This window comes from Aestuariispira ectoiniformans (genome assembly GCF_025136295.1).
Classification (GTDB): domain Bacteria; phylum Pseudomonadota; class Alphaproteobacteria; order UBA8366; family Aestuariispiraceae; genus Aestuariispira_A; species Aestuariispira_A ectoiniformans.
Map to the genome: position 1 here is coordinate 238,149 of NZ_CP062788.1, position 20,087 is coordinate 258,235.

Below are 20,087 nucleotides of genomic sequence, written 5' to 3' on the forward strand. Positions count from 1 at the left end.
ATGTCCGACCTAGCGCTTACCGACGAGCTTTTCTTCACACGCGCCGGATTGGATCGCAGCCGGGTTGAAACGATCGTCAACGACGCGCTCCATGGCGCCGACGACGGCGAGCTTTTCCTGGAATATTGCCAGTCGGAAAGCGTCTTCCTGGAAGATGGCAAAATCCGCAATGCCAGCTATGACACAAGTCAGGGTTTCGGCCTGCGTGCCGTCTCCGGCGAGGTTTCCGGCTATGCCCATGCCTCGGACCTGAGCGAAGCGGCCATGAAACGCGCCGCCGACACCGTACGCGCTGTGCATGCCGGTCATGGCGGCACCTTCGCCGATGCCCCTGCCCTGACCAACCGTTCGCTTTACAGCGACCAGAACCCGCTGGGCAGCTATTCCTTCGAAGACAAGGTAAAACTGCTGCGCGAGATCGACGCCTATGCCCGCGCCAAGGACAGCCGCGTCTCCCAGGTCAGCGCCTCCATCGCCGGAGAGTGGCAGGCGGTCCAGATCGTGCGCCCCGGCGGCCTGCATGTTGCCGATATCCGGCCGCTCGTCCGGCTGAATGTTTCTGTCGTCGTTGCCCAGGGCGACCGGATGGAATCCGGCGGCCATGGCGTTGGCGGCCGTCAGGACTTCTCCCTTTATGTCGCGCCCGACGCCTGGAAGGCCCAGGTGGACGAGGCCCTGCGCCAGGCGGTACTGAATCTGGATGCGGAACCGGCACCCGCCGGTGAAATGACCGTGGTTCTCGGACCGGGCTGGCCGGGTGTGTTGCTGCATGAAGCCATCGGTCATGGCCTGGAAGGCGACTTCAACCGCAAGAAAACATCGGCCTTCGCCGGTCTGATGGGTGAACGCGTTGCCGCCCCCGGCGTTACCGTGGTTGACGACGGTACGCTGGAAAACCGCCGCGGATCGCTGACCATCGACGATGAAGGCACCCCGACGTCGTCGACCACCCTGATCGAGGACGGCATCCTGACCGGCTACATGCAGGACCGCATGAACGCACGGTTGATGGGGATGAAGGCCACCGGCAACGGTCGACGCCAGTCTCACGCCCATGCGCCGATGCCACGTATGACCAACACCTATATGCTGGCCGGAGACAAGGAACCGGGCGAAATCCTGGCATCCGTGAAGGACGGTATCTATGCGGTCAATTTCGGCGGCGGACAGGTGGATATCACCAACGGCAAATTTGTGTTCTCCTGCACCGAGGCCTATCGCGTGAAAAACGGCAAGATCGGCGCACCGCTGAAAGGGGCTACCCTGATCGGCAACGGCCCGGATGCCCTGACCCGCGTCTCCATGATCGGCAACGACATGGAACTGGACCCGGGTATCGGTACCTGCGGCAAGGACGGCCAGGGCGTGCCCGTCGGCGTCGGCCAGCCCACCATGCGCCTCGACGGCCTGACCGTGGGCGGCACCGCCGCTTAACCCAAACAAGAAAATGCTGGCCTCATTCAACTTATGAGGCTGGCCCTATCATTTATTTGCTCGGCACCGGACTATTCCATTCGCAAGACATAGTGGATGGAGAATTTCTGATGAGCGATACAGTTCAGGCGATTGGTCATATCGACAACGACAAAGTGGTCGTCACAGAATGGCGGTTGGAACCGGGCGGAGAGACCGGACATCACCGCCATGAGAGGGACTATGTGATCGTCCCTCTCTGCGATGCCAAACTTCGCATCACCCTGCCCGACGGCTCAGACGCCACTGCCGAGATGAAAACCGGACAAAGCTATTTCCGGGAAGCAGGTGTTGAACATAACGTCATCAATGCCTCCGATCATGTCATCGCCTTTGTCGAAGTGGAGTTACGCCCGACCGGCGAATGAAAAGGGCCGCAAAATTGCGGCCCTTTCTAATTCCGGAAGAAAACGGACTATGTATCGGCCGTTTGGCGAATCCGGTGGAATTCCTCCATCTCGAAGTCGATATAGGCGTCGACCATCGGACGGTAGGCGGCCTCGACGATTTCCGGCTTCAGGCCGCTTTCCGTCGCAAGGCGTTTCACATTGGCGACCACCTCTTCGATCCGGTCTTCCAGACGAACGGTATTGGGGTCGTCCTTGATCCGGGCAGCCTGGGCCACATAGGCGGCGCGCTCGGTGAGCAGTTTCACGATTTCCACATCCAGGCGGTCAACGTTGCGGCGAACGTCCGCCATGCTTTCACAATATTCGATTTCGGCCATTTTTTACTGGTTTCCGATTACGTCGGTCATTTGATCTGGCCGCGTTATACCCCCGATAACGGCGAGTAGCAAACTGACATAAGCGCACAGGCCGGAATCCGAGGTCAGCGGCTATCCGCATTTCGACCAGCCACAGTCGGGACAGACGTCACAGCCTTCCTGACGCAGCAGCCCCGGCTGGCTGCAGCGCGGACAGAAGCGGCCGCGCCCGATGCCCGAAGGCGGCTCGGACCGGCCTTTTTTTACCGCCTCCCGGTCCGGCAGGAAGCCGATTTCGATCATATGCTTTTCAATCACACCGCCGATTGCCGCCAGCAGGCTGGGCACATACTGGCCGTCCATCCAATAGCCACCGCGCGGATCAAAGACGGCTTTCAACTCTTCCACCACGAAGGCGACATCGCCTCCCCGGCGAAAAACCGCACTGATCATCCGGGTCAGCGCCACGGTCCAGGCGTAATGTTCCATATTCTTTGAATTGATGAAGACCTCGAACGGGCGCAGGCGGTCTCCTTCCCGGATATCATTGACCGTTATGTAGATCGCATGATCGCTGTCGGGCCATTTGATCTTATAGGTCCGCCCTTCCAGGATGCCGGGCCGCGCGAGGGGCTGGGTCAGGTGAACCACATCCCCCTCATTCTGCTGCGCCACGACCACCGTTGCCGTCTTTTCCTCGGATTTTTCCGGCAACGAGCGGTCTTCGGCCTGCAGGACAGCGCCCGTCACCGGGTTGGGGCGATATGTCGTACAACCCTTGCAGCCCATGTCATAGGCCCTGAAATAGATATCCTTGAACGCGTCAAAGCCGGTTTCCTCCGGCAGGTTGATGGTCTTGGAGATCGAACTATCCACAAAGCGCTGGGCCACGGCCTGGACCTTCAGGTGATCATCCGCCTCCAGCGTCTGGGCATCGACGAAATAGTCAGGTAACTCCGTTTCCTCACCGAATTTCCGCCGGAACAGGCGATAGGCGTTATTCATCACCATGTGTTCCTCACGCCTGCCGTCCGGCATCAGAACGCGGCGCTTATGACTGAAGGAAAAGACCGGCTCGATCCCCGAACTGATGTTATTGGCGACCAGCGAAATCGTGCCGGTCGGCGCGATCGAGGTCACGAGCGCGTTGCGGATTCCATGTTTTCGAATGCCGTCGCGAATATTCTTGTCCAACGCCTTTACGGTTTCACCGCCAAGATAGGGTTTTTCATCGTAAAGCGGGAAGGCCCCCTTCTCCTCTGCCAGATCAACGGAGGCCAGATAGGCGTGGCGCTGGATCGCCTTCAGCCATTTTTCGATCAGACCAAGACTGTCGGCGGAGCCATAACGCACGCGGCATTGGATCAGGGCATCCGCCAGCCCGGTCACGCCCAGGCCGATCCGGCGTTTGGCCCGGGCCTCCACACGTTGGGCATCCAACGGGAAACAGGACAGGTCAATGACATTGTCCATCATGCGCACCACCACGGGCACCAGCGCCGCCAGTTTTTTTTCGTTCAAACGCGCCTTGCCGGTAAAGCTGTCCTCGACCAGGGCCGCCAGATTGATGGAACCCAGCAAACAGGCACCATAGGGCGGCAGGGGTTGTTCGCCGCAGGGATTGGTCGCCGAGATCGTCTCGCAATAATGCAGGTTGTTGCGGGCATTGATCCGGTCGATGAAGATCACGCCCGGTTCCGCATGGTCATAGGTGGACCGCATGATACGATCCCAAAGATCGCGCGCCGCAATACGCCGGTAGGTCTTGCCGTCGAAGGTCAGTTGCCAGTCCGCCCCTTCGCGTATGGCCTGCATGAAGGCATCCGTTGCCAGAACCGACATGTTGAAATTTGTGAGCAGCCCCGGCGTACCCTTGGCCTGCACAAACTCCAGGATATCCGGGTGATCGCAGCGCAGGGTCGCCATCATGGCCCCGCGTCTTGTGCCTGCGCTCATGATTGTCGCGCACATGGCATCCCAGACCTGCATGAAGGAAACCGGCCCGGAGGCATCTGCACCGACCCCGGACACGCCTGCCCCGCGCGGACGGATCGTGGAGAAATCATAGCCGATGCCGCCGCCCTGCTGCATGGTGACCGCCGCCTCGCGCAGGTGATCGAAAATATCGGGCAGGCTGTCGGGAATGGCCCCCATGACAAAGCAGTTGAACAGCGTGACGGAGCGGTCCGTCCCGGCACCGGCCAGAATTCTCCCGGCGGGCAGGAAATTGAAATCGCTCATGGCCTGATAAAAGCGATCCGCCCACTTTCGGCGTTTGGCAGCCCCACCGCTTTCCACCGCCGCCAGGGCATCGGCCACGCGTCGCCAACTATCTTCCAGAGAATTGTCCACAGGCGTGCCGTCCGGTTGCTTGAACCGGTATTTCATATCCCAGATACGGCGTGAAAACTCTGTCCAGGTCATCGCTTGGTCTCCAGGCCTCAGTATACACAATTTTTGCGATCAGGGATCGGGCCTGGAGAAAGCTATAATTTTTCTATGATTTTTTTATTTTGTCAGATTTTTGTAAAATTGTTTCCTCTTTGGACATCACGGTTATCGCCCGATAATAGAGGGAACCTGTAAAGTAAGCAGGGAAAGGCCTTGTAATTAAGGCGTAATGTCTGAGGACGAAATCGGCCGACGCCCATCCACAAAGTTATCCACAAGCCGGTACATTATCCCTTGCGGAAACAATCCAAAAACCTGGCCGGACAGTCAGGCTTCTGCCGTCAGATGTTTCCGTTCTTCCTGAACCAGGATGTCCGTGGCCTGTTCGGTCCGGCCCTCCAGTTCCTTGAGGAACACCTTCCGGTTCAGGCCCGGCGGAATCGGTTCAAGATATTCCAGCGTGATCGTGCCCGGATTTTTCAGGAATTTACGCCGCGGCCAAAACAGCCCGGAATTCAATGCAACCGGCACGACCGGAACATTGGCCTTGCCGTAAAGGGCGGCAACACCCGGCAGATAGGGTTTGCTCTTGTCGCCAGGGGCTGTGCGGGTTCCCTGCGGGAAAATGACCACCGGGCGCCCTTCGTCCAGACGTTCCTTGGTCTGGTCCACCATCTGCTTCAATGCCTTGGCCCCGGCGGAACGGTCAACCGCGACGTTTTGCATCTTGGCCAGATACCAGCCGAAGATGGGAATCCAGGTCAGTTCCTTTTTCAGGACAAAGGCCGGGTCATCCATGATCACGGCAAGGGAAAGCGTTTCCCAGGCAGACTGGTGTTTGCTGGCAAAGATCACCGGCTCGTCAGGCAGGCGCTCCTGCCCGCGGATACGATAGTCGATCCCGTTGAAGACCCGCAGGAAACACAGGCTGCAGCGCACCCAGAAGCGTGCAAAGGGCGCGAACCCCCGCCGAGGCAACAACAGCAGCGGCAGATAGGCGAAACAAAGGACGGTCGTCAGACTGTAGAAACTGACTCCGAATAGGAAAGAGCGGATATACGCCATAAAGCCCCCGTTTTGCTCCTGCAACGTTTATGCCCCGCCGGTTTGGGCGACCCCCTCGGTCACATAACTCAAAAGCCAGCGCAATGGGGCTACCAAATACTTGGTATACTCCCCAATGATCAAGAGCGCAGTACCGGGCCAACGGTACCATTGATTGGTTTTCACATGCTCCGGGAAGACCGGATGCGGGATTATTTTGATTTCAGGCAGCGCATGAGCGAATTCCAGCAGGCTGCGCGGCATATGGTAATCCGCCGTTACGAGGATGATCGACCGATAGCCCTCTGCCTTGATCCAGCGGGCCGTTTCCTCCGCATTGCCGCGCGTGTGGTCCGCATCATACCCCAGCGCGATGCAGCAATCCGCCTTTTCCGGGGACTGGCGTGACACCCGCATCAGTTCCGCCACATCCACCCCACGATGTACGCCGGACACAAACAGCTTCTGCCCCTTGCCCTGGGACAGAAGGTCCAGGCCCGTTTCCAGACGCATGGTGCCACCGGTGAGCACCACAATTGCATCCGCAAGTTCCGGATTACGGACCGTTTCCTTGGGAATCTGGCCGACAAAATAGAACAGGCCGCCGCCCCAGAGAAGAAACAGCAGGACGATCGCCGCCAATACGCGCCTCTTGCGCCCCTTATTCCGCCTGAAAACCAAAAAAGCCGCCCCTATACCAAACGCGCCAGCACGCGGATCACCGTAACCCTTGCGGTCACGACGGCAATGAAGGCGGTTGAGACCGGCACCAGCGCCAGAACCGCCCAATCCGTCCAGCCCAACAAGGCAGGCGCGCCGCCGTCCTGGTTCAGGGCACTGGCCATGTAAAGCAGCACGGCGATCATGCCGACGGCTGCCAGACTGCCCAGGCCGCCGCCCCAGATGGCCGCGCGCAGGGTATGGCGTTGAAACTGTCCGGCGATATAGCTGTCGGTTGCCCCGATCAAATGCAGAACCTCCACCACGTCACGATGGGTCGCCATGCCGCCACGGGTGGCAAAGACCACCATGATCGCCGCACAGGCCCCGACCAGCCCGACCACTGTCCAAGCCAAGAGCTGCAGCAGGCGCAGAAGACCTACCATCCGTTCCCGCCAGATTTGATGATCGTCGACAACGGCTTCCGGTGCGGCAGCGTCCAGCCGGCGTCGTAAATCCTCCAGATCCAAAAGACTTTCATCCTCGATTTCTGCGGTAAGAAGGTGGGGAAGCGGTAGCGCACTGGGGTCGAGGCTACTGCCCAACCATGGCTCCAATAAGGCAGCCATTTTCTCTTCCGGCAGGACATCCACCTCGCCCAACCCGAGGGTTCGCTTAGCCACATCCAGCGCGGCCTGAACACGCGCGTCGGTCTCTTCCTTGCTGTCATCGGGCAAAGGCGGCACCTGGATGGTGATGGTCCCGGTCAGACCTTCCCGCCACTGGTCCGCCATATCGGTCAGGCGCAATCCACCGGCAGAGGCCAATGTCGCCAGAAATACCATAAAGCCCACGATCCAGGGAACGAGACGCGTGGACGGGTCCTTTGCCAGAGGGATATTGTCGAAACTCGCCATTATTTCGCCCCCTGCGGCACGGCCGCCGCCTGTGCCTTGTTCACCGGGCGGGTTCCCGCCGGAAACTGCGTCATCTCCCCCTGTTCCAGATGCAGAACCGGATGCGGAAAGCGTTTGATCAGCGAATGGTTATGGGTGGCGATCAGGACCGACGTTCCCTGCCGGTTCAATTCCTCGAACAAATAGAGCAGGCGCACGGCAATCGTATCGTCCACGTTGCCTGTCGGTTCGTCCGCCAGCAACAGCCGCGGGCGGCTGATCACCGCGCGCGCGATGGCAACGCGCTGTTTCTGTCCGCCGGACAGGGTCACCGGGCGCGCCTTCATCTGATCCTTGAGCCCGACCCAGGCCAGAAGTTCGGACACATGTTTGTAGATGAGGTCTTCGCGCGCACCGGCAATTCGCAGCGGCAACGCCACATTATCAAAGGCGCTCAGATGGTCCAGCAAACGGAATTCCTGGAAGACGACGCCGATCTGGCGACGCAGGTCCGGCAGATCGCGCCGGGAGATCGACGCGGTGTCCTTGCCAAAAAAGGAAATCAGGCCGCGGCTGGGCCGGTGGGCGAGATACATCAACCGCAACAAAGACGATTTGCCCGCACCACTGGAGCCGGTCAGGAAATGAAAAGAGCCCGGTTCCAGCGCAAAGGAAATATCCCGCAGGACCTCCGGTCCCGCGCCATAACGCATGCCAACATTCTCAAATTTGATCATTCAGACCAGTTCCCTGTTCGCAGTCTTCATAAATACCTAGTCGCGTCCGTTGACAAAGAGAACCACAAAATGGCGTAATTGTTTGAGTCGGTTAAGATTGCACCCGGTCGGGTCGCCACCTATAACAAAGAAAACAGGGTTTACCATAGGGGTTATCCAAGGGTCATGATCCTTCAGTGTCCGGAGTGCTCAACCAAGTTCAAAGTCAACCCGCAAGCGATTCCGCCTGCGGGGCGCATGGTAAAATGTGCGAAATGCGGGCACAAGTGGCATGCGATGCCGGAAGGCGATGCCGAAGACGCATTTCCCGACCTCGATTTTGACAGTGTCCCGCCGACACCGTCGGAACCGGAGCCTGCCTTTGACGAAGAACCAGCCGATCCCGTCCCGGAGCCGGAGCCGCCGCTGCCTCGGGCACCGGAATTCGAAGATGGCCCGCCGCCGATTTCGCCTGCCAATTTCGCGATACGACGCGCGGAAAAACCCAAAAGGAAATTTGGCCCCGCGACGGCGCTGCTGGTGCTGATCCTGCTGATCCTTGCAGGTGCGGGCGCGCTTTATGTCTACCGTGAGCAGGTCGTTCTCGCCTATCCGCCATCGCAAAAGGTCTATCATGCCCTTGGCATTGACGCGGCCATTCCCGGCTATGGCCTGGACCTCGCCTCGAAAAAAGCCACCATTGATGTGGTGAAAGGCGAAGACGGCCAGGACGATCTGGTTGTAACCGGCTATATGACGAACCCCACCGCCCACAGCATTGTGGTTCCCTATATCAAGGGTGAGTTGCGGGACCGGACCGGCAGCGTGATCTATCACTGGTCCTTCCGGCCCGACCTGCACGAGATTCTGCCCGGCGAGGAAGCAACCTTCACCGCCCATATCGACAACCCGCCGCCCGGCGGCACGCGCATTGACTTCATCACCCAGACCGATGAAGAGGCCATGGGGCCAAGCGGGGACAAAGAACACAACAGCACGCATTGAGACCTGACGGCCATCGCCGTCGACACGACTATTGCAGCATGGGCCGACAATGACTGAGTCCGACAACATACTTCCACCCCGACCCGCCCCGGCGAAGATCGGCTTTTTTGAAAAATGGCTGTCGCTTTGGGTTGCCCTGTGTATTGCCACGGGGATCGGGCTGGGTTCACTCGCACCGGGCTTTTTCGACCAATTGGCGCGGCTGGAATACGCCAATGTCAATTTTGCGGTCGCGGTGCTGATCTGGGCGATGGTCTATCCGATGATGGTGAATGTCGATTTTAACAGCCTGCGCCATATCGGTGACAAGCCCAAGGGCCTGGTCGTCACCATCGCGGTCAACTGGCTGATCAAGCCCTTCACCATGGCCGCCCTGGGTGTTCTGTTCTTCCAGTATCTGTTTGCCGACCTGATCTCCCCGGCGGAGGCCCAGTCCTATATCGCCGGTCTGATCCTGCTGGGCGCGGCCCCCTGCACTGCGATGGTTTTCGTCTGGTCGCAACTAACCCGTGGCGATGCGACCTATACCCTGGTACAGGTTTCCGTCAACGACCTGATCATGGTGTTTGCCTTTGCCCCCATCGTGGCTTTCTTACTGGGCGTCACCGATATCACCGTGCCCTGGGAAACACTGGTTATCTCTGTCGTGCTCTATGTACTGGTTCCCCTGATTTGCGGGGCAATCACCCGCAAGTGGCTGATCGGGCACAAGCGACAGGGTGAAAGCGGCAAGGATGCGGTTCAGCGGTTCGAGGCGATTGTGAAGCCGTTTTCTATCTTCGGCCTGCTGGCCATGGTCGTCTTGCTGTTCGGCTTTCAGGGGCAGGTCATTCTGGACAAGCCCGTGGTCATCACCCTGATTGCCGCACCGTTGCTCGTGCAATCCTACGGTATTTTCACGATCGCCTATGCCGCCGCCTGGTTCTGGCGAATTCCGCATAATGTTGCGGCCCCCTGTGCCCTGATCGGCACTTCCAATTTCTTTGAACTGGCCGTGGCGGTCGCAATCAGCCTCTTTGGCCTGCAATCGGGTGCCGCCCTGGCGACCGTCGTCGGCGTGCTGGTGGAGGTACCGGTCATGTTGTCACTGGTTGCCCTGGCAAACCGCAGCAAACACATGTTTCCGGCCAACTGAAGGCCTTATCAGAAGGGATTGAGCAGCCGGTCGATATAATCCAGTTCGACGGGCGGGCGTTCCGGTTCACCGGAACGGCGGCGTAATTCATCCTGAATCTGCCGGGCACGGTCCACGTCGCTTTGCGTCGGTACTTTCTGGTCCCCGCGACCGGAACCACGGCTGCCGGGGTTGGGAACACGGCCAAAGGGATCGCGCCCATCGCCGGAGGAGACCCCCTGCACCGGTTGCTGCATGGCGCCCTGACCCATGAATTTCTCGATGATCGCCTGCTGCATGGCGCGGGAGGCCTGCTGCATGCTGTCCAGGGCGCTGCCCTGGTTTTGCACGGCGCGATGATTACGCCCCTGGGCAAGCGCCTGGGCCGCATCCTGCATGGACTGGTCCGCATCACCGAAAGAGCCGGGCACATCGCCCATCATGTCGCCATAACGCTGGCTCAACTCCTTCAGGCGCTGACGCAGCTCATCCTGGCTCATTGAATCGGCCATTTCGCCGCTTTTTCCGTCTGCATTTTCACCACCTGAAGACTGGCGCTGCCCCTCGCGGCCCATGGCACGCTCATGGGTCCGTTCCATCATATCCTGCTGCTCGCCCATCATATTCTGCAGATCGCGAAGCATCTTCAGGGCCTCCTCGCCATCGCGGGGCATCTGCTGCTCCACGACCTGAAGGTTCTGCATCATCTGCTGCAACTGGGACAGCATCTGCTGGGCTTCCTCCATCATCCCCATACGCATGAGATCACGGATTTTCTGCATCATGTCCTGCAAGCTCTGGCCGGACATCATCTGCGACAACTGCCGTTCCTGTGCATTTTTGCCCTGCCCCTGCTGTTTTTGCGCCTGTTCCTCAAGCGCTTTCAGATATTCCGCCATGGCCTGTTCCATCTGGCGCATCAACGCATCCAGTTCCTGCTGGCTGGCGCCGCGCGCCATGGCTTCCATCAGCTTTTGCTGGATCGCCTGCAGTTCCTGCGCCGCCAGCGAAACCTCCCCGTCTTCCAGGCGCAACGCCGTATCCCACAGGATTTTCATAACCGACGGCAACTCCGGGTCGACAGTGCGATACTGCAGCCGCCCCTTGGCCACCGACAGGGCCATGAAGATCAGCGGATTGCTGTCGTAGGCCTCCCGGTTCCAGGCAATATTGTGAAGGTTCCGGATCACCTCAAAGCGTGCGGCGGCCCCCTGAGCGGCCAGTTTCTGACGCTCCCGGATGATTGCGCGGGCCACCGGATGGGTGAAAACACGCTGTGGCAGGACAATGGCAATCGGCTTGCTTTGTGCCATCTGGCCGATGGCGTCTTCCGCCTCCAACCAGGCCACAACCCGCAATCCCGCCCAGGGGTGGGGGGTCAGATCAATGAAATAACTGCTGTCCAGCTTGCTGCGCTGGCGGGCCGCGACCGGAATGGAGAAAGCATCTTCCTTCCCCTTGCCCAGACCGTCCGCACCGGCCAGCCGGATATGCAGGGAAAGCTTTTCAACGCCATAGTCATCCTGCGCCAGATAGGGAACCAAAAGGCTGTGGCGCTGACTTTCCGTCGGATCGCCCTTGAAGGAGACTTCAGGCTTGTTATCGGGGATCAGGGCAAAGTCCCAGGTCGCGATTTCCGCGCCATCGACCAGGACTTTATGCGCGCCGGTCTCGGTCAGGATCGTCTCCAGACCGAAATAGCCCGCCGTATCTTCCGTCATCGGCTGTTCCGTGCCGTCGGGTGAAAGCAGCACCGGCTGTTCGTCGGTATGATTGACGCGAATGGCGATCTTGCTGCCCACGGGGGCGGCAATGCGGCTCTGCTGGCGACGTGCCAGATCGGACAGTTGTGCCTCATCTTGCGTGCTGTCTTCCGTCCGCTGCGCCACAGCCGTTTTCCGACCGGCGCTATCCAATACGATCGGCGCCATACGGGTATATTCAGGCGGGCTGACCCAGGCGTCCACCGTCACCTGCGCCACTGCGCCTTGAGGCGCTGTCGCAGGGGATATCCCTGCAACGAGGCGATTGGACCAGTCCGGCCCGGCGGTTACCATGCCGATGATAAAAAGCGCCACAGCCACAAATCGCAGGGCATAGGGGTCCTCATGGGCAAGGATCGCCCTCGGCGGACCAAGCTTCAGGCGGCCCAGACTGCGCCGCAGGCGTTGCTGGTGCAGATACCATAATTCCGCCGCCTGGCCGTCCCGGCCCATATGGTTCAGATCATCTTCAAGACTGCGCAGTGGGCGATGTGCCAGATTATTGACCTGTTCCAGACGGCGCAGCAGATCCACGCGCCGAACCGCGCGCAACTGACGGACGCCCTGCCCGATGCCCAGCAACAGCACCACGGCAAGCACAACCAGCACACCCCAATGCAGCCAATAGGGCAGGCTGTCCATAACACCCAGCAGAAAAACGCCGACGGCCGCCAGCAGGATTGCCAGCGGCCGCCAAAAAGCCTTGGTCAGGATTTCCACAGTCAGCGTCAACCACACCCCGGCCAAGCGGGGCCAACCGATAATCCGGGTGGTCGACGCGTTCGTCATGCAGCCACCCCATCCTTCTTTGCCTTGCCGGGATCATCTTCCAGCCATCCGGCCATGCGATCCAGACTTAACAGTTCCTCATAGGTCTGACGTGGCCGGACTACGGCATATTGGTCCCCGTTCACCAGAACCTCCGGCACCAGAAGCCGGGTGTTATAGGTGGAAGACATCACCGCGCCATAGGCACCGGCGGTCGCGAAGGCTACCAGTTCCCCGGCATCCAGGGGCGGCAGGTTGCGGTCACGGGCAAAGGTGTCACCGGTTTCGCAAATCGGGCCAACCACATCCGCCGGCGTATAAGGCGCACCGTCAGCCGGTTGGCTAACCGGTATGATTTCATGGTGACCGTCATACATCGCCGGACGCACCAGATCGTTCATCGCCGCATCCAGGATCACAAAGCGGCGGCTTTCTCCATGCTTCTCAAAGATCACCTTGGAGACCAGCAGACCGGCATTCCCCACGATCAGACGACCGGGTTCCAGCATGACCGGCAGATCGAGATGGCCGAGGCATTCATGCACGACCTTTGCGTAATCAACCGGCAGGGGCAGTTCACCGCCTGCGGATTCGTAAGGCACGCCCAGGCCACCCCCCAGATCAAGGCGCTCGATCTCGATGCCCTGGTTTTTCAGGGTGCCAACCAGTTCCGCCATGCGGGTGAACGCCGCGCGGAACGGTTCCAGATCGGTCAACTGGGACCCGATATGCATGGCAATCGACACCGGCTTGACCCCCGGCAGGGTGGCCGCCTTGGAATACACCTGCCCGGCAAAAACAAGGTCGATCCCGAACTTGTTCTCTTTCTTGCCGGTGGAGATTTTGGCATGTGTCTTCGCATCCACATCCGGGTTCACCCGGATCGCCACCTGGGCTTCCTTGCCCAGACGGGTTGCAACTTCGGACAGCATCTCCAGTTCGGGAATGCTCTCCACATTGATCTCATGAATGCCCTGCTCTAACGCGAAGGCCAGTTCGTCAGCCGTCTTGCCGACGCCGGAAAAGACGATTTTTTCCGGTGGCACACCGGCGGCCAGCGCGCGGCGCAATTCACCTTCGGAGACCACATCAGCCCCGGCACCCTGATCCGCCAACGTCTTGATCACCGACAGATTGGAGTTTGCCTTCACGGCAAAACAGACCAGCGCATTCATGCCCAGATCGGCGAATGCATCCGCAAATACACGATAGTGACGCACCAGGGTTGCGGTCGAATAAACATAGAACGGCGTGCCGACTTCTTTCGCCAGCGTCTCAAGCGAGACATCTTCGGCAAACAGGCTTCCGTCCTTGTACTGAAAGTGATGCATCTGGTTAAACTTCCTACTACTCGACCGGTTATTCCGGTGCCGGATACTGGCGCGGATACTGCGATTCATTGCCACTGGGCGGCTTGGGAGAACCCTTCTTGCCACAGGCAGCCAATGGTAACGACAACGCGATCACACTCAAAACTAGCACAAAAATCCTAATCATAAGTAACGATCCCTCGCTTCCCTGGCTGCCGCCCGGACATTATCCGGCGCCGTACCGCCAAAGCTGACCCGGCTTTTCACCGACGCGTCAACCGACAGGACAGAGTATACATCCTTGGTGATGCGCGGTTCCACCGTTTGCATATCACCCAAGGTCAATTCATCGAGACCGACACCATTCTTTTCCGCCAGCGCCACCAGCGAACCGGTAACATGATGGGCATCACGGAACGGCATATTCAGGACACGGACCAGCCAGTCCGCAAGGTCGGTCGCGGTCGGGAAACCGTTGACCAGGCCGTCGCGCATCGCCGTTTTGTTGGGTTCCATGTCTTCGACCATCCCCGCCATGGCCGCAACGGCCAGCGACAGATTGTCGGCGGCATCGAAGGTGACTTCCTTGTCTTCCTGCATGTCCTTGCCATAGGTCATCGGCAGGCCCTTCATCACCACCAGCAAGGCGTTGAGGGAACCGATGATCCGACCCGGCTTTGCCCGGATCAGTTCGGCGGCATCGGGGTTTTTCTTCTGCGGCATGATCGACGAACCGGTCGTGAAGGCGTCGGTCAGATGAACGAAATTGAACTGCTGGGAGGCCCAGATCACGATCTCTTCCGCCAGACGCGACAGGTGAACCGCCGCAATAGACGCCGTTGCCAGGAATTCCATGGCGAAGTCACGGGCGGCAACACTGTCCATGGAGTTGCGCGTCGGCGCGTCAAAGCCAAGGGAAGAGGCCGTCATATGACGGTCGATGGGGAAGGATGTCCCGGCCAGAGCCGCCGCACCCAGCGGGCATTCGTTCAGCCGTTTGCGGCAATCCGCCAGACGGCCACGGTCCCGGCCAACCATTTCCACATAGGCCAGCAGATGATGGCCGAAGGTCACCGGCTGGGCCGCCTGCAGGTGGGTAAAGCCCGGCATGACCACGTCGGCATGCTTTTCCGCCTTGTCGATCAGCGCCTTATGCAGGGCGGCGAACTGGGTATCCAGACCGTCGATGGCGTCACGCAGCCACAGACGGAAATCGGTCGCGACCTGGTCGTTACGGCTGCGGGCGGTGTGCAGACGCCCGGCGGAATCGCCGATCAACTCACGCAGGCGGGCCTCGACATTCATGTGAATGTCTTCAAGGGCCGCCTTGAATTCGAACTTGCCCGTCTCGATCTCGATCAGGACCTTGTCCAGGCCCTGCGATATTTCGTCGCCATCCTCCTTGGAAAGGATGCCGTGAGCGACCAACATGGCGCAATGCGCTTTGGAGCCTGCAATGTCCTGCGCAAATAGACGCTTGTCGAAGTCGATCGAAGCATTAATCTGCTCCATAATGGCGGAAGGTCCGGCGGCGAAACGGCCGCCCCACATTTCGTTTGCTGTCATGAACTCAACCCGGTCGCTGAACTAATTGGAAATCCTATGGGCACGATCTTGAAATCTTGTATTACCGCTGCCGTTTTAGCCGTCTTGACCCTGCTTGACTACCCCGTTCACGCAGAAGAATACCCGCCAACCGACGGCGCCATGCGTGGTTTCGTGCTCGTGAAGGAACGAACGGCAGCACCGGACGTTCCCTTTTTCGACGAAAAAGACGCCGTTCGTCACTTCAGCGACTTTGGTGACAAGGTACTGCTGGTGAATTTCTGGGCCACCTGGTGCGCCCCTTGCGTGAAGGAAATGCCGGACCTGGACAAACTGCAGGCGGAGATGGGCAGCGACGATTTCGCCGTTGTCGCCATCAGCCAGGACCTGCAAGGCGTGACCAAGGCCAAACCCTTCCTGCGCGACAAACTGAAACTGGCAAATCTCGACCTTTTCATCGATAAAAAGCTCAAGCTTGGCCGCACCTTTGGGAACCAGGGCCTGCCGACCACCTACCTTCTGGACCGCGACAAGCGGATTGTCGGGGCATATACCGGCCCTGCCGACTGGGCCTCCGCGGATGCCAAGGCACTTATTCAACACGTGATTGATGAAAAATGAGCCCGGCACTTAATCCTTCTGTCTTCAAGGGTTTAGCCTTTCGTTAAGAAAAAGGCTTTAGACCTGCAATGACCGCTGTTTTACTCTGTCGGGACGACGAGGTTTTGTCCTATGATAACCGGGTCAGACCGGCAGACAGGAATAGCGGCGCCCATAACATAAGACGTCGGGCGACATGCAAACGGAATGACGAGCGGGGGATAGCGCATAATGACAGCAGTGAAGCCGATCCGGTTTACAGCCGCCGCCTGTGCGGCCGTCCTGCTGTTGATCGGCTTATCCACCGCACAGGCCGCAACCAGTACCCTGGAAAATGTGAAACGCGAAGGCATTCTGAAATGCGGCGTCACACAGTCCGGGCCGGGGCTGGCTAGCCAGGACGAAATGGGGCAGTGGCGCGGTTTCTTTCCGGATTTCTGCCGGGTCGTCGCCGCCGCCGTCACGGGGGATGCCGGTGCCGTTGAATTCTATCATCTGGATGTCCTGTCCCGATTTACCGCACTTCTGGACGGGCAGGTCGATCTGGTGGTCGCCAACACGACCTGGACCGCAAGCCGCGACGCGGGACTGGACATAGATTTTCCCGTCGTCCTTTACTACGACGGGGCAAGCTTCATGGCGGACCCGGTTCTTGGCGCAACAAGCCTGAAGGATGTGGAACAGGCAACGGTCTGCGTCAACGACAACACGACGACCCTTGCCAGTCTCAAATCGCTGATTGCCGATGAAAAGCCGGGTTTCAAACCGCTACCGATGCGCTCGCTCAATGCACAGATTGATGCCTTTTCGGCACGCAAATGCGATCTGATGATGTATGACCGGATCGGGTTACAGACGAGACGCCTCGATTTTCCATCCCCCCGACCGGTCCTGTTTCCGGAAATCCTGTCGAAAGAGCCGCTGGGACCGGTCATTCGCGATAACGACCCCGCATGGGCGGACGCCGTCAGATGGTCCGTTTTCGCGGCAATCAATGCAGAGGAATTAAACCTCACCAGCCGTAATATCACCCACCATACTGGCCGGCATGCATCTGAAATCGCCCGCTTCCTCGACAAAGACGGCCATCTGGCGCAGGCCCTCGACCTGCCCCGGAACTGGTCGTTCAACATCGTCAAACAGGTTGGCAACTACGGCGAAATTTTTGCCCGGAACATCGGTGAGGCTTCCCCCTATGAAATCCCGCGCGGCCTGAATGCATCATGGCGGGACGGCGGTCTTCTCTATGCGCCACCGATGAAATGATGGGCCGCCAATGAACCGTCTGGGCGTATCATTCAAAATCGGTGTCGGGATCGGCCTTATCGTCGCCATCACGCTGATTGCCGGTATCACGGCACTCCTGACCCTGCAATCGCTGCAGAGCGGTTACCGTACAATCGCGGAAACCAATATCCCGCGCCTTGTTGAAAGCGGAAAGATGCTCGGCACCGTCAGGACGCTGGAGGCCAAAGGTGTCGAGATGGCCGCCGCGCCCAGCAGCATAGACGTGACGCGCATCTATCACCAGGCCCAGGACTTTGCAGGCATCCTGATATCCGGCCTCGACCAGATGGACAGCTTGCAGGCCCAGTCGGCACAAAGGGCGGACAATGTCGATAAATCCTTTCCGAATATCCGCAAACAACTCGAATCATTGGATGCGAACCTGAAACGGCTTCGGGCGGTTGTCGAGGCGCGGATCGAGGCACAAACGGCCTTTCATCTCTCCTTTCAGGAAATGCTGGACCGCCAGAGGAAAGACCAGGGCCTGTCGGCCCTTTGGCATCTCAGGCATGCCGTTGATCATTCCGCCCCGGGACAGGCATGGGTGAACCTGCAACATGACATCCTTTCCGCTTTCAGCGGCCTGCATCTCGTAAACAGCCTGCCGCGGCTTCGCGGCGTGGAACGGCGTATCGAAGATGCGCAGACCAAAGCCGACCAGCTTTACGCGACCCTGGATGATAACGAAAAGGCCGAATTCGCCTCCTTCAGGTCAAGCATTGCCCGCGAGGTTACCAGCCCGCACAATCCCCTGCAGCGTCGTCGGCGGTTACTGCAACTGACGAGCAACCAGGCTGGATTGCTGAGCGCCAATCGCCAGATAACAACCATTCTTGTTGCCGAAGTGACGGATGTCTTCGCCGGTGAGCACCAGCAGGTCCTGTCCGAAAACGACGCCTTCAAAAAGCTGGCGACCAGCCGCGCGGGCCTGATGGTCCTGCTTTCCGTTGCCTCCCTGATCTTTGCCTTCATCATCGTCGGCTATCTGCATCAGTCGGTTCTGCGCCGCCTGAATGCCTTGAAGGAGCGCATGCTGGGTTCGCTTCACGAAACAACCGGCAAAGGTGGAGACGCCATCGTCGCCAAAGGTGACGAAATTGCCGAAATCGGCAGCGTCCTCGACCACTTCTACGACGAGATCAAACTGCGGGAGAACCGCCTGCGGCACGCCCGGGACGACGCGGAACAACTGGCCGTGCGTGCGGAAGCCGCCAACCGGGCCAAATCAACCTTCCTCGCCAACATGAGCCACGAATTGCGCACGCCCCTTAATGCGATCATCGGTTTTTCGGATATCATCAAGTCAGGCATGAAAAAGGGCTCCGAAGCGGAATATGCCAACGATATCCACCAGTCGGGCACTCATCTCCTCAACCTGATTAACGGCATTCTCGAACTTTCCAAGATCGAGGCCGGGAAACACGAACTGGACCACGAGCCGGTCGATGTGAGCGCCATCACCGAACAGGTACAGCGCTTCTTCACCCTGCCAATCCGTGAAAAGGACCTGGCAATCTCGAGCCGGTTCGAAGGCGATTGCGTCATTCGCGCCGATGAGATGGCGGTGAAACAGATTCTGGTGAACCTGATTTCCAATGCGGTGAAATTTACCGGATCGACCGGCCGCATTCAGGTCGTGGGCCAACGCGAAGAGCCCTATTATCGTATTCGGGTGATCGACACCGGGATAGGGATCGACAAATCGGAACTGGATAAAGTGGTCGAGCCATTCCACCAGGGCAAGGAACGATATGACGACGCAATCCCCGGAACAGGCCTCGGTCTGGCCATTGTCCGCAATCTTGTGGAACTGCACGGTGGCCGGCTGACGCTTGAAAGCAATAAGGGCGAAGGCACGACGGTAACGGTCCTGTTGCCGGTAGACGTCGACGCCCCGCCCCTGACTGCGGAACCTTCCCTGTAACCCGTTATCTGGTCGGGCGCGGCTCAGGACCGGAATAATCGTAGAAGCCACGACCGGCTTTGACACCCAGCCATCCTGCCTCGACATATTTCACGAGAAGCGGACAGGGCCGATATTTCGCATCCGCCAGGTCGTTATGCAGCACGTTCAAAATTGCCAGGCAGGTATCCAGGCCAATGAAATCCGCAAGCTCCAGCGGGCCAAGCGGATGTTTCGCGCCCAGTTTCATGGCCGTATCGATGGCAGTAACCGTGCCAACGCCTTCGTAGAGCGTATAGATCGCCTCGTTGACCATCGGCAGCAAAATACGGTTCACGATGAAACCGGGGAAATCCTCGGCAACGGCAACGGTTTTGCCAAGCTGCTCTTCAGAGAATTTACGGCATTTCTCGAAGGTTTCCTCCGAAGTCGCCAGACCGCGGATCAGTTCCACCAACGGCATGGCGGGAACCGGCTTCATGAAATGTACGCCGCAGAATAATTCAGGGCGGTCGGTATTGGCCGCCAGACGTGTCACGGAAATGGAGGAGGTATTTGTCCCGATGATCGCGTCGTCACGAAGATGCGGCGTCAGGTCGCGGAATATCTCGCGCTTCAGCTCCTCATTTTCGGTTGCGGTCTCGATCACGATGTCGCAATCGCCGAACATCGAATAATCGGTGCCCAGTTCGATCCGGCTAAGCGCCTCGGCCTTTTCCTCTTCGGTAATGGAAGTGCGCTCCAACTGACGGGACATGGAGTCCTCGATCAACTGCATGGCCTGGCTCAACTGTTCCTCGCCCACGTCGAGGATTTTGACCTGGGCGCCGGAAAGCGCGCTTACATGCGCAATGCCATTCCCCATTTGGCCCGCACCGATCACACCTATTTTTTCAAATATCATTA

Annotated in this window: 17 protein-coding genes and 1 pseudogene; 8 read left to right on the forward strand and 10 right to left on the reverse strand. The window is 58.9% G+C overall.

Going from position 1 to position 20,087, the window contains the following annotated elements:
* A complete protein-coding gene (gene tldD / locus IF205_RS01115) occupies window positions 1-1,434 on the forward strand; it encodes a metalloprotease TldD (RefSeq protein ID WP_259781445.1) in 1,434 nt (477 codons plus the stop codon).
* Window positions 1,435-1,544: 110 nt separating this feature from the next.
* A complete protein-coding gene (locus IF205_RS01120) occupies window positions 1,545-1,841 on the forward strand; it encodes a cupin domain-containing protein (RefSeq protein ID WP_259781446.1) in 297 nt (98 codons plus the stop codon).
* A 47-nt stretch (window positions 1,842-1,888) separates the two neighbouring features.
* Here the strand turns inward: IF205_RS01120 and IF205_RS01125 are convergent, their stop codons facing one another.
* The 6 genes from IF205_RS01125 to ftsE form a co-directional block, all read right to left on the reverse strand.
* A complete protein-coding gene (locus IF205_RS01125; protein WP_259781447.1) occupies window positions 1,889-2,200 on the reverse strand; it encodes a chorismate mutase in 312 nt (103 codons plus the stop codon).
* Between the two features lie 111 nt (window positions 2,201-2,311).
* Window positions 2,312-4,603, reverse strand: coding sequence for an adenosylcobalamin-dependent ribonucleoside-diphosphate reductase (locus IF205_RS01130; protein WP_259781448.1), 2,292 nt, complete (start codon window positions 4,601-4,603; stop codon window positions 2,312-2,314).
* A 294-nt stretch (window positions 4,604-4,897) separates the two neighbouring features.
* Window positions 4,898-5,635 carry a lysophospholipid acyltransferase family protein gene (locus IF205_RS01135; protein WP_259781449.1) on the reverse strand — a complete coding sequence of 246 codons (738 nt, stop codon included), beginning with the start codon at window positions 5,633-5,635 and terminating at the stop codon, window positions 4,898-4,900.
* 27 nt (window positions 5,636-5,662) lie between these two features.
* Window positions 5,663-6,256, reverse strand: coding sequence for a YdcF family protein (locus IF205_RS01140; RefSeq protein ID WP_259781450.1), 594 nt, complete (start codon window positions 6,254-6,256; stop codon window positions 5,663-5,665).
* Between the two features lie 50 nt (window positions 6,257-6,306).
* A complete protein-coding gene (locus IF205_RS01145) occupies window positions 6,307-7,191 on the reverse strand; it encodes a cell division protein FtsX (protein ID WP_259781451.1) in 885 nt (294 codons plus the stop codon).
* Window positions 7,191-7,907, reverse strand: coding sequence for a cell division ATP-binding protein FtsE (gene ftsE / locus IF205_RS01150; RefSeq protein ID WP_259781452.1), 717 nt, complete (start codon window positions 7,905-7,907; stop codon window positions 7,191-7,193). The genes IF205_RS01145 and ftsE overlap by 1 nt, the downstream gene beginning before the upstream one ends.
* Before the next feature lie 165 nt (window positions 7,908-8,072).
* On the opposite strand from ftsE, the pseudogene IF205_RS20610 reads away from it, so the two are divergent.
* The 3 genes and pseudogenes from IF205_RS20610 to arsB all read left to right on the forward strand — a co-directional run.
* Window positions 8,073-8,171, forward strand: a pseudogene (locus tag IF205_RS20610) (DUF7836 family putative zinc-binding protein); the annotation flags it as partial.
* Window positions 8,172-8,183: 12 nt separating this feature from the next.
* Window positions 8,184-8,891 (forward strand): DUF3426 domain-containing protein, encoded by a 708-nt coding sequence (locus IF205_RS01155; RefSeq protein ID WP_259781453.1) that lies wholly within the window; start codon window positions 8,184-8,186, stop codon window positions 8,889-8,891.
* A 49-nt stretch (window positions 8,892-8,940) separates the two neighbouring features.
* Complete coding sequence (gene arsB, locus IF205_RS01160; protein WP_259781454.1) at window positions 8,941-10,026, forward strand: ACR3 family arsenite efflux transporter; 1,086 nt, start codon at window positions 8,941-8,943, stop codon at window positions 10,024-10,026.
* An 8-nt stretch (window positions 10,027-10,034) separates the two neighbouring features.
* Here arsB and IF205_RS01165 read toward each other — a convergent pair whose 3' ends face one another.
* The 3 genes from IF205_RS01165 to argH form a co-directional block, all read right to left on the reverse strand.
* Entirely contained in the window at window positions 10,035-12,557 is a 2,523-nt protein-coding gene (locus tag IF205_RS01165; RefSeq protein WP_259781455.1) for a TIGR02302 family protein, read from the reverse strand.
* Entirely contained in the window at window positions 12,554-13,867 is a 1,314-nt protein-coding gene (gene lysA, locus IF205_RS01170; protein ID WP_259781456.1) for a diaminopimelate decarboxylase, read from the reverse strand. The genes IF205_RS01165 and lysA overlap by 4 nt, the downstream gene beginning before the upstream one ends.
* 162 nt (window positions 13,868-14,029) lie before the next feature.
* A complete protein-coding gene (argH, locus tag IF205_RS01175) occupies window positions 14,030-15,412 on the reverse strand; it encodes an argininosuccinate lyase (RefSeq protein WP_259781457.1) in 1,383 nt (460 codons plus the stop codon).
* Window positions 15,413-15,460: 48 nt separating this feature from the next.
* Here argH and IF205_RS01180 point away from each other — a divergent pair, with 48 nt between their 5' ends.
* The 3 genes from IF205_RS01180 (at window position 15,461) to IF205_RS01190 (ending at window position 19,202) form a co-directional block, all read left to right on the forward strand.
* Window positions 15,461-16,012: a TlpA family protein disulfide reductase gene (locus tag IF205_RS01180; protein WP_259781458.1), complete on the forward strand. Its 552-nt coding sequence runs from the start codon at window positions 15,461-15,463 to the stop codon at window positions 16,010-16,012.
* Window positions 16,013-16,222: 210 nt separating this feature from the next.
* Window positions 16,223-17,257: a transporter substrate-binding domain-containing protein gene (locus IF205_RS01185; RefSeq protein WP_259781459.1), complete on the forward strand. Its 1,035-nt coding sequence runs from the start codon at window positions 16,223-16,225 to the stop codon at window positions 17,255-17,257.
* Window positions 17,258-17,267: 10 nt separating this feature from the next.
* Window positions 17,268-19,202, forward strand: coding sequence for an ATP-binding protein (locus IF205_RS01190; RefSeq protein ID WP_259781460.1), 1,935 nt, complete (start codon window positions 17,268-17,270; stop codon window positions 19,200-19,202).
* A 4-nt stretch (window positions 19,203-19,206) separates the two neighbouring features.
* Here IF205_RS01190 and IF205_RS01195 read toward each other — a convergent pair whose 3' ends face one another.
* Window positions 19,207-20,085 carry a 3-hydroxybutyryl-CoA dehydrogenase gene (locus tag IF205_RS01195; protein ID WP_259781461.1) on the reverse strand — a complete coding sequence of 293 codons (879 nt, stop codon included), beginning with the start codon at window positions 20,083-20,085 and terminating at the stop codon, window positions 19,207-19,209.
* Window positions 20,086-20,087 lie beyond the last annotated feature (2 nt).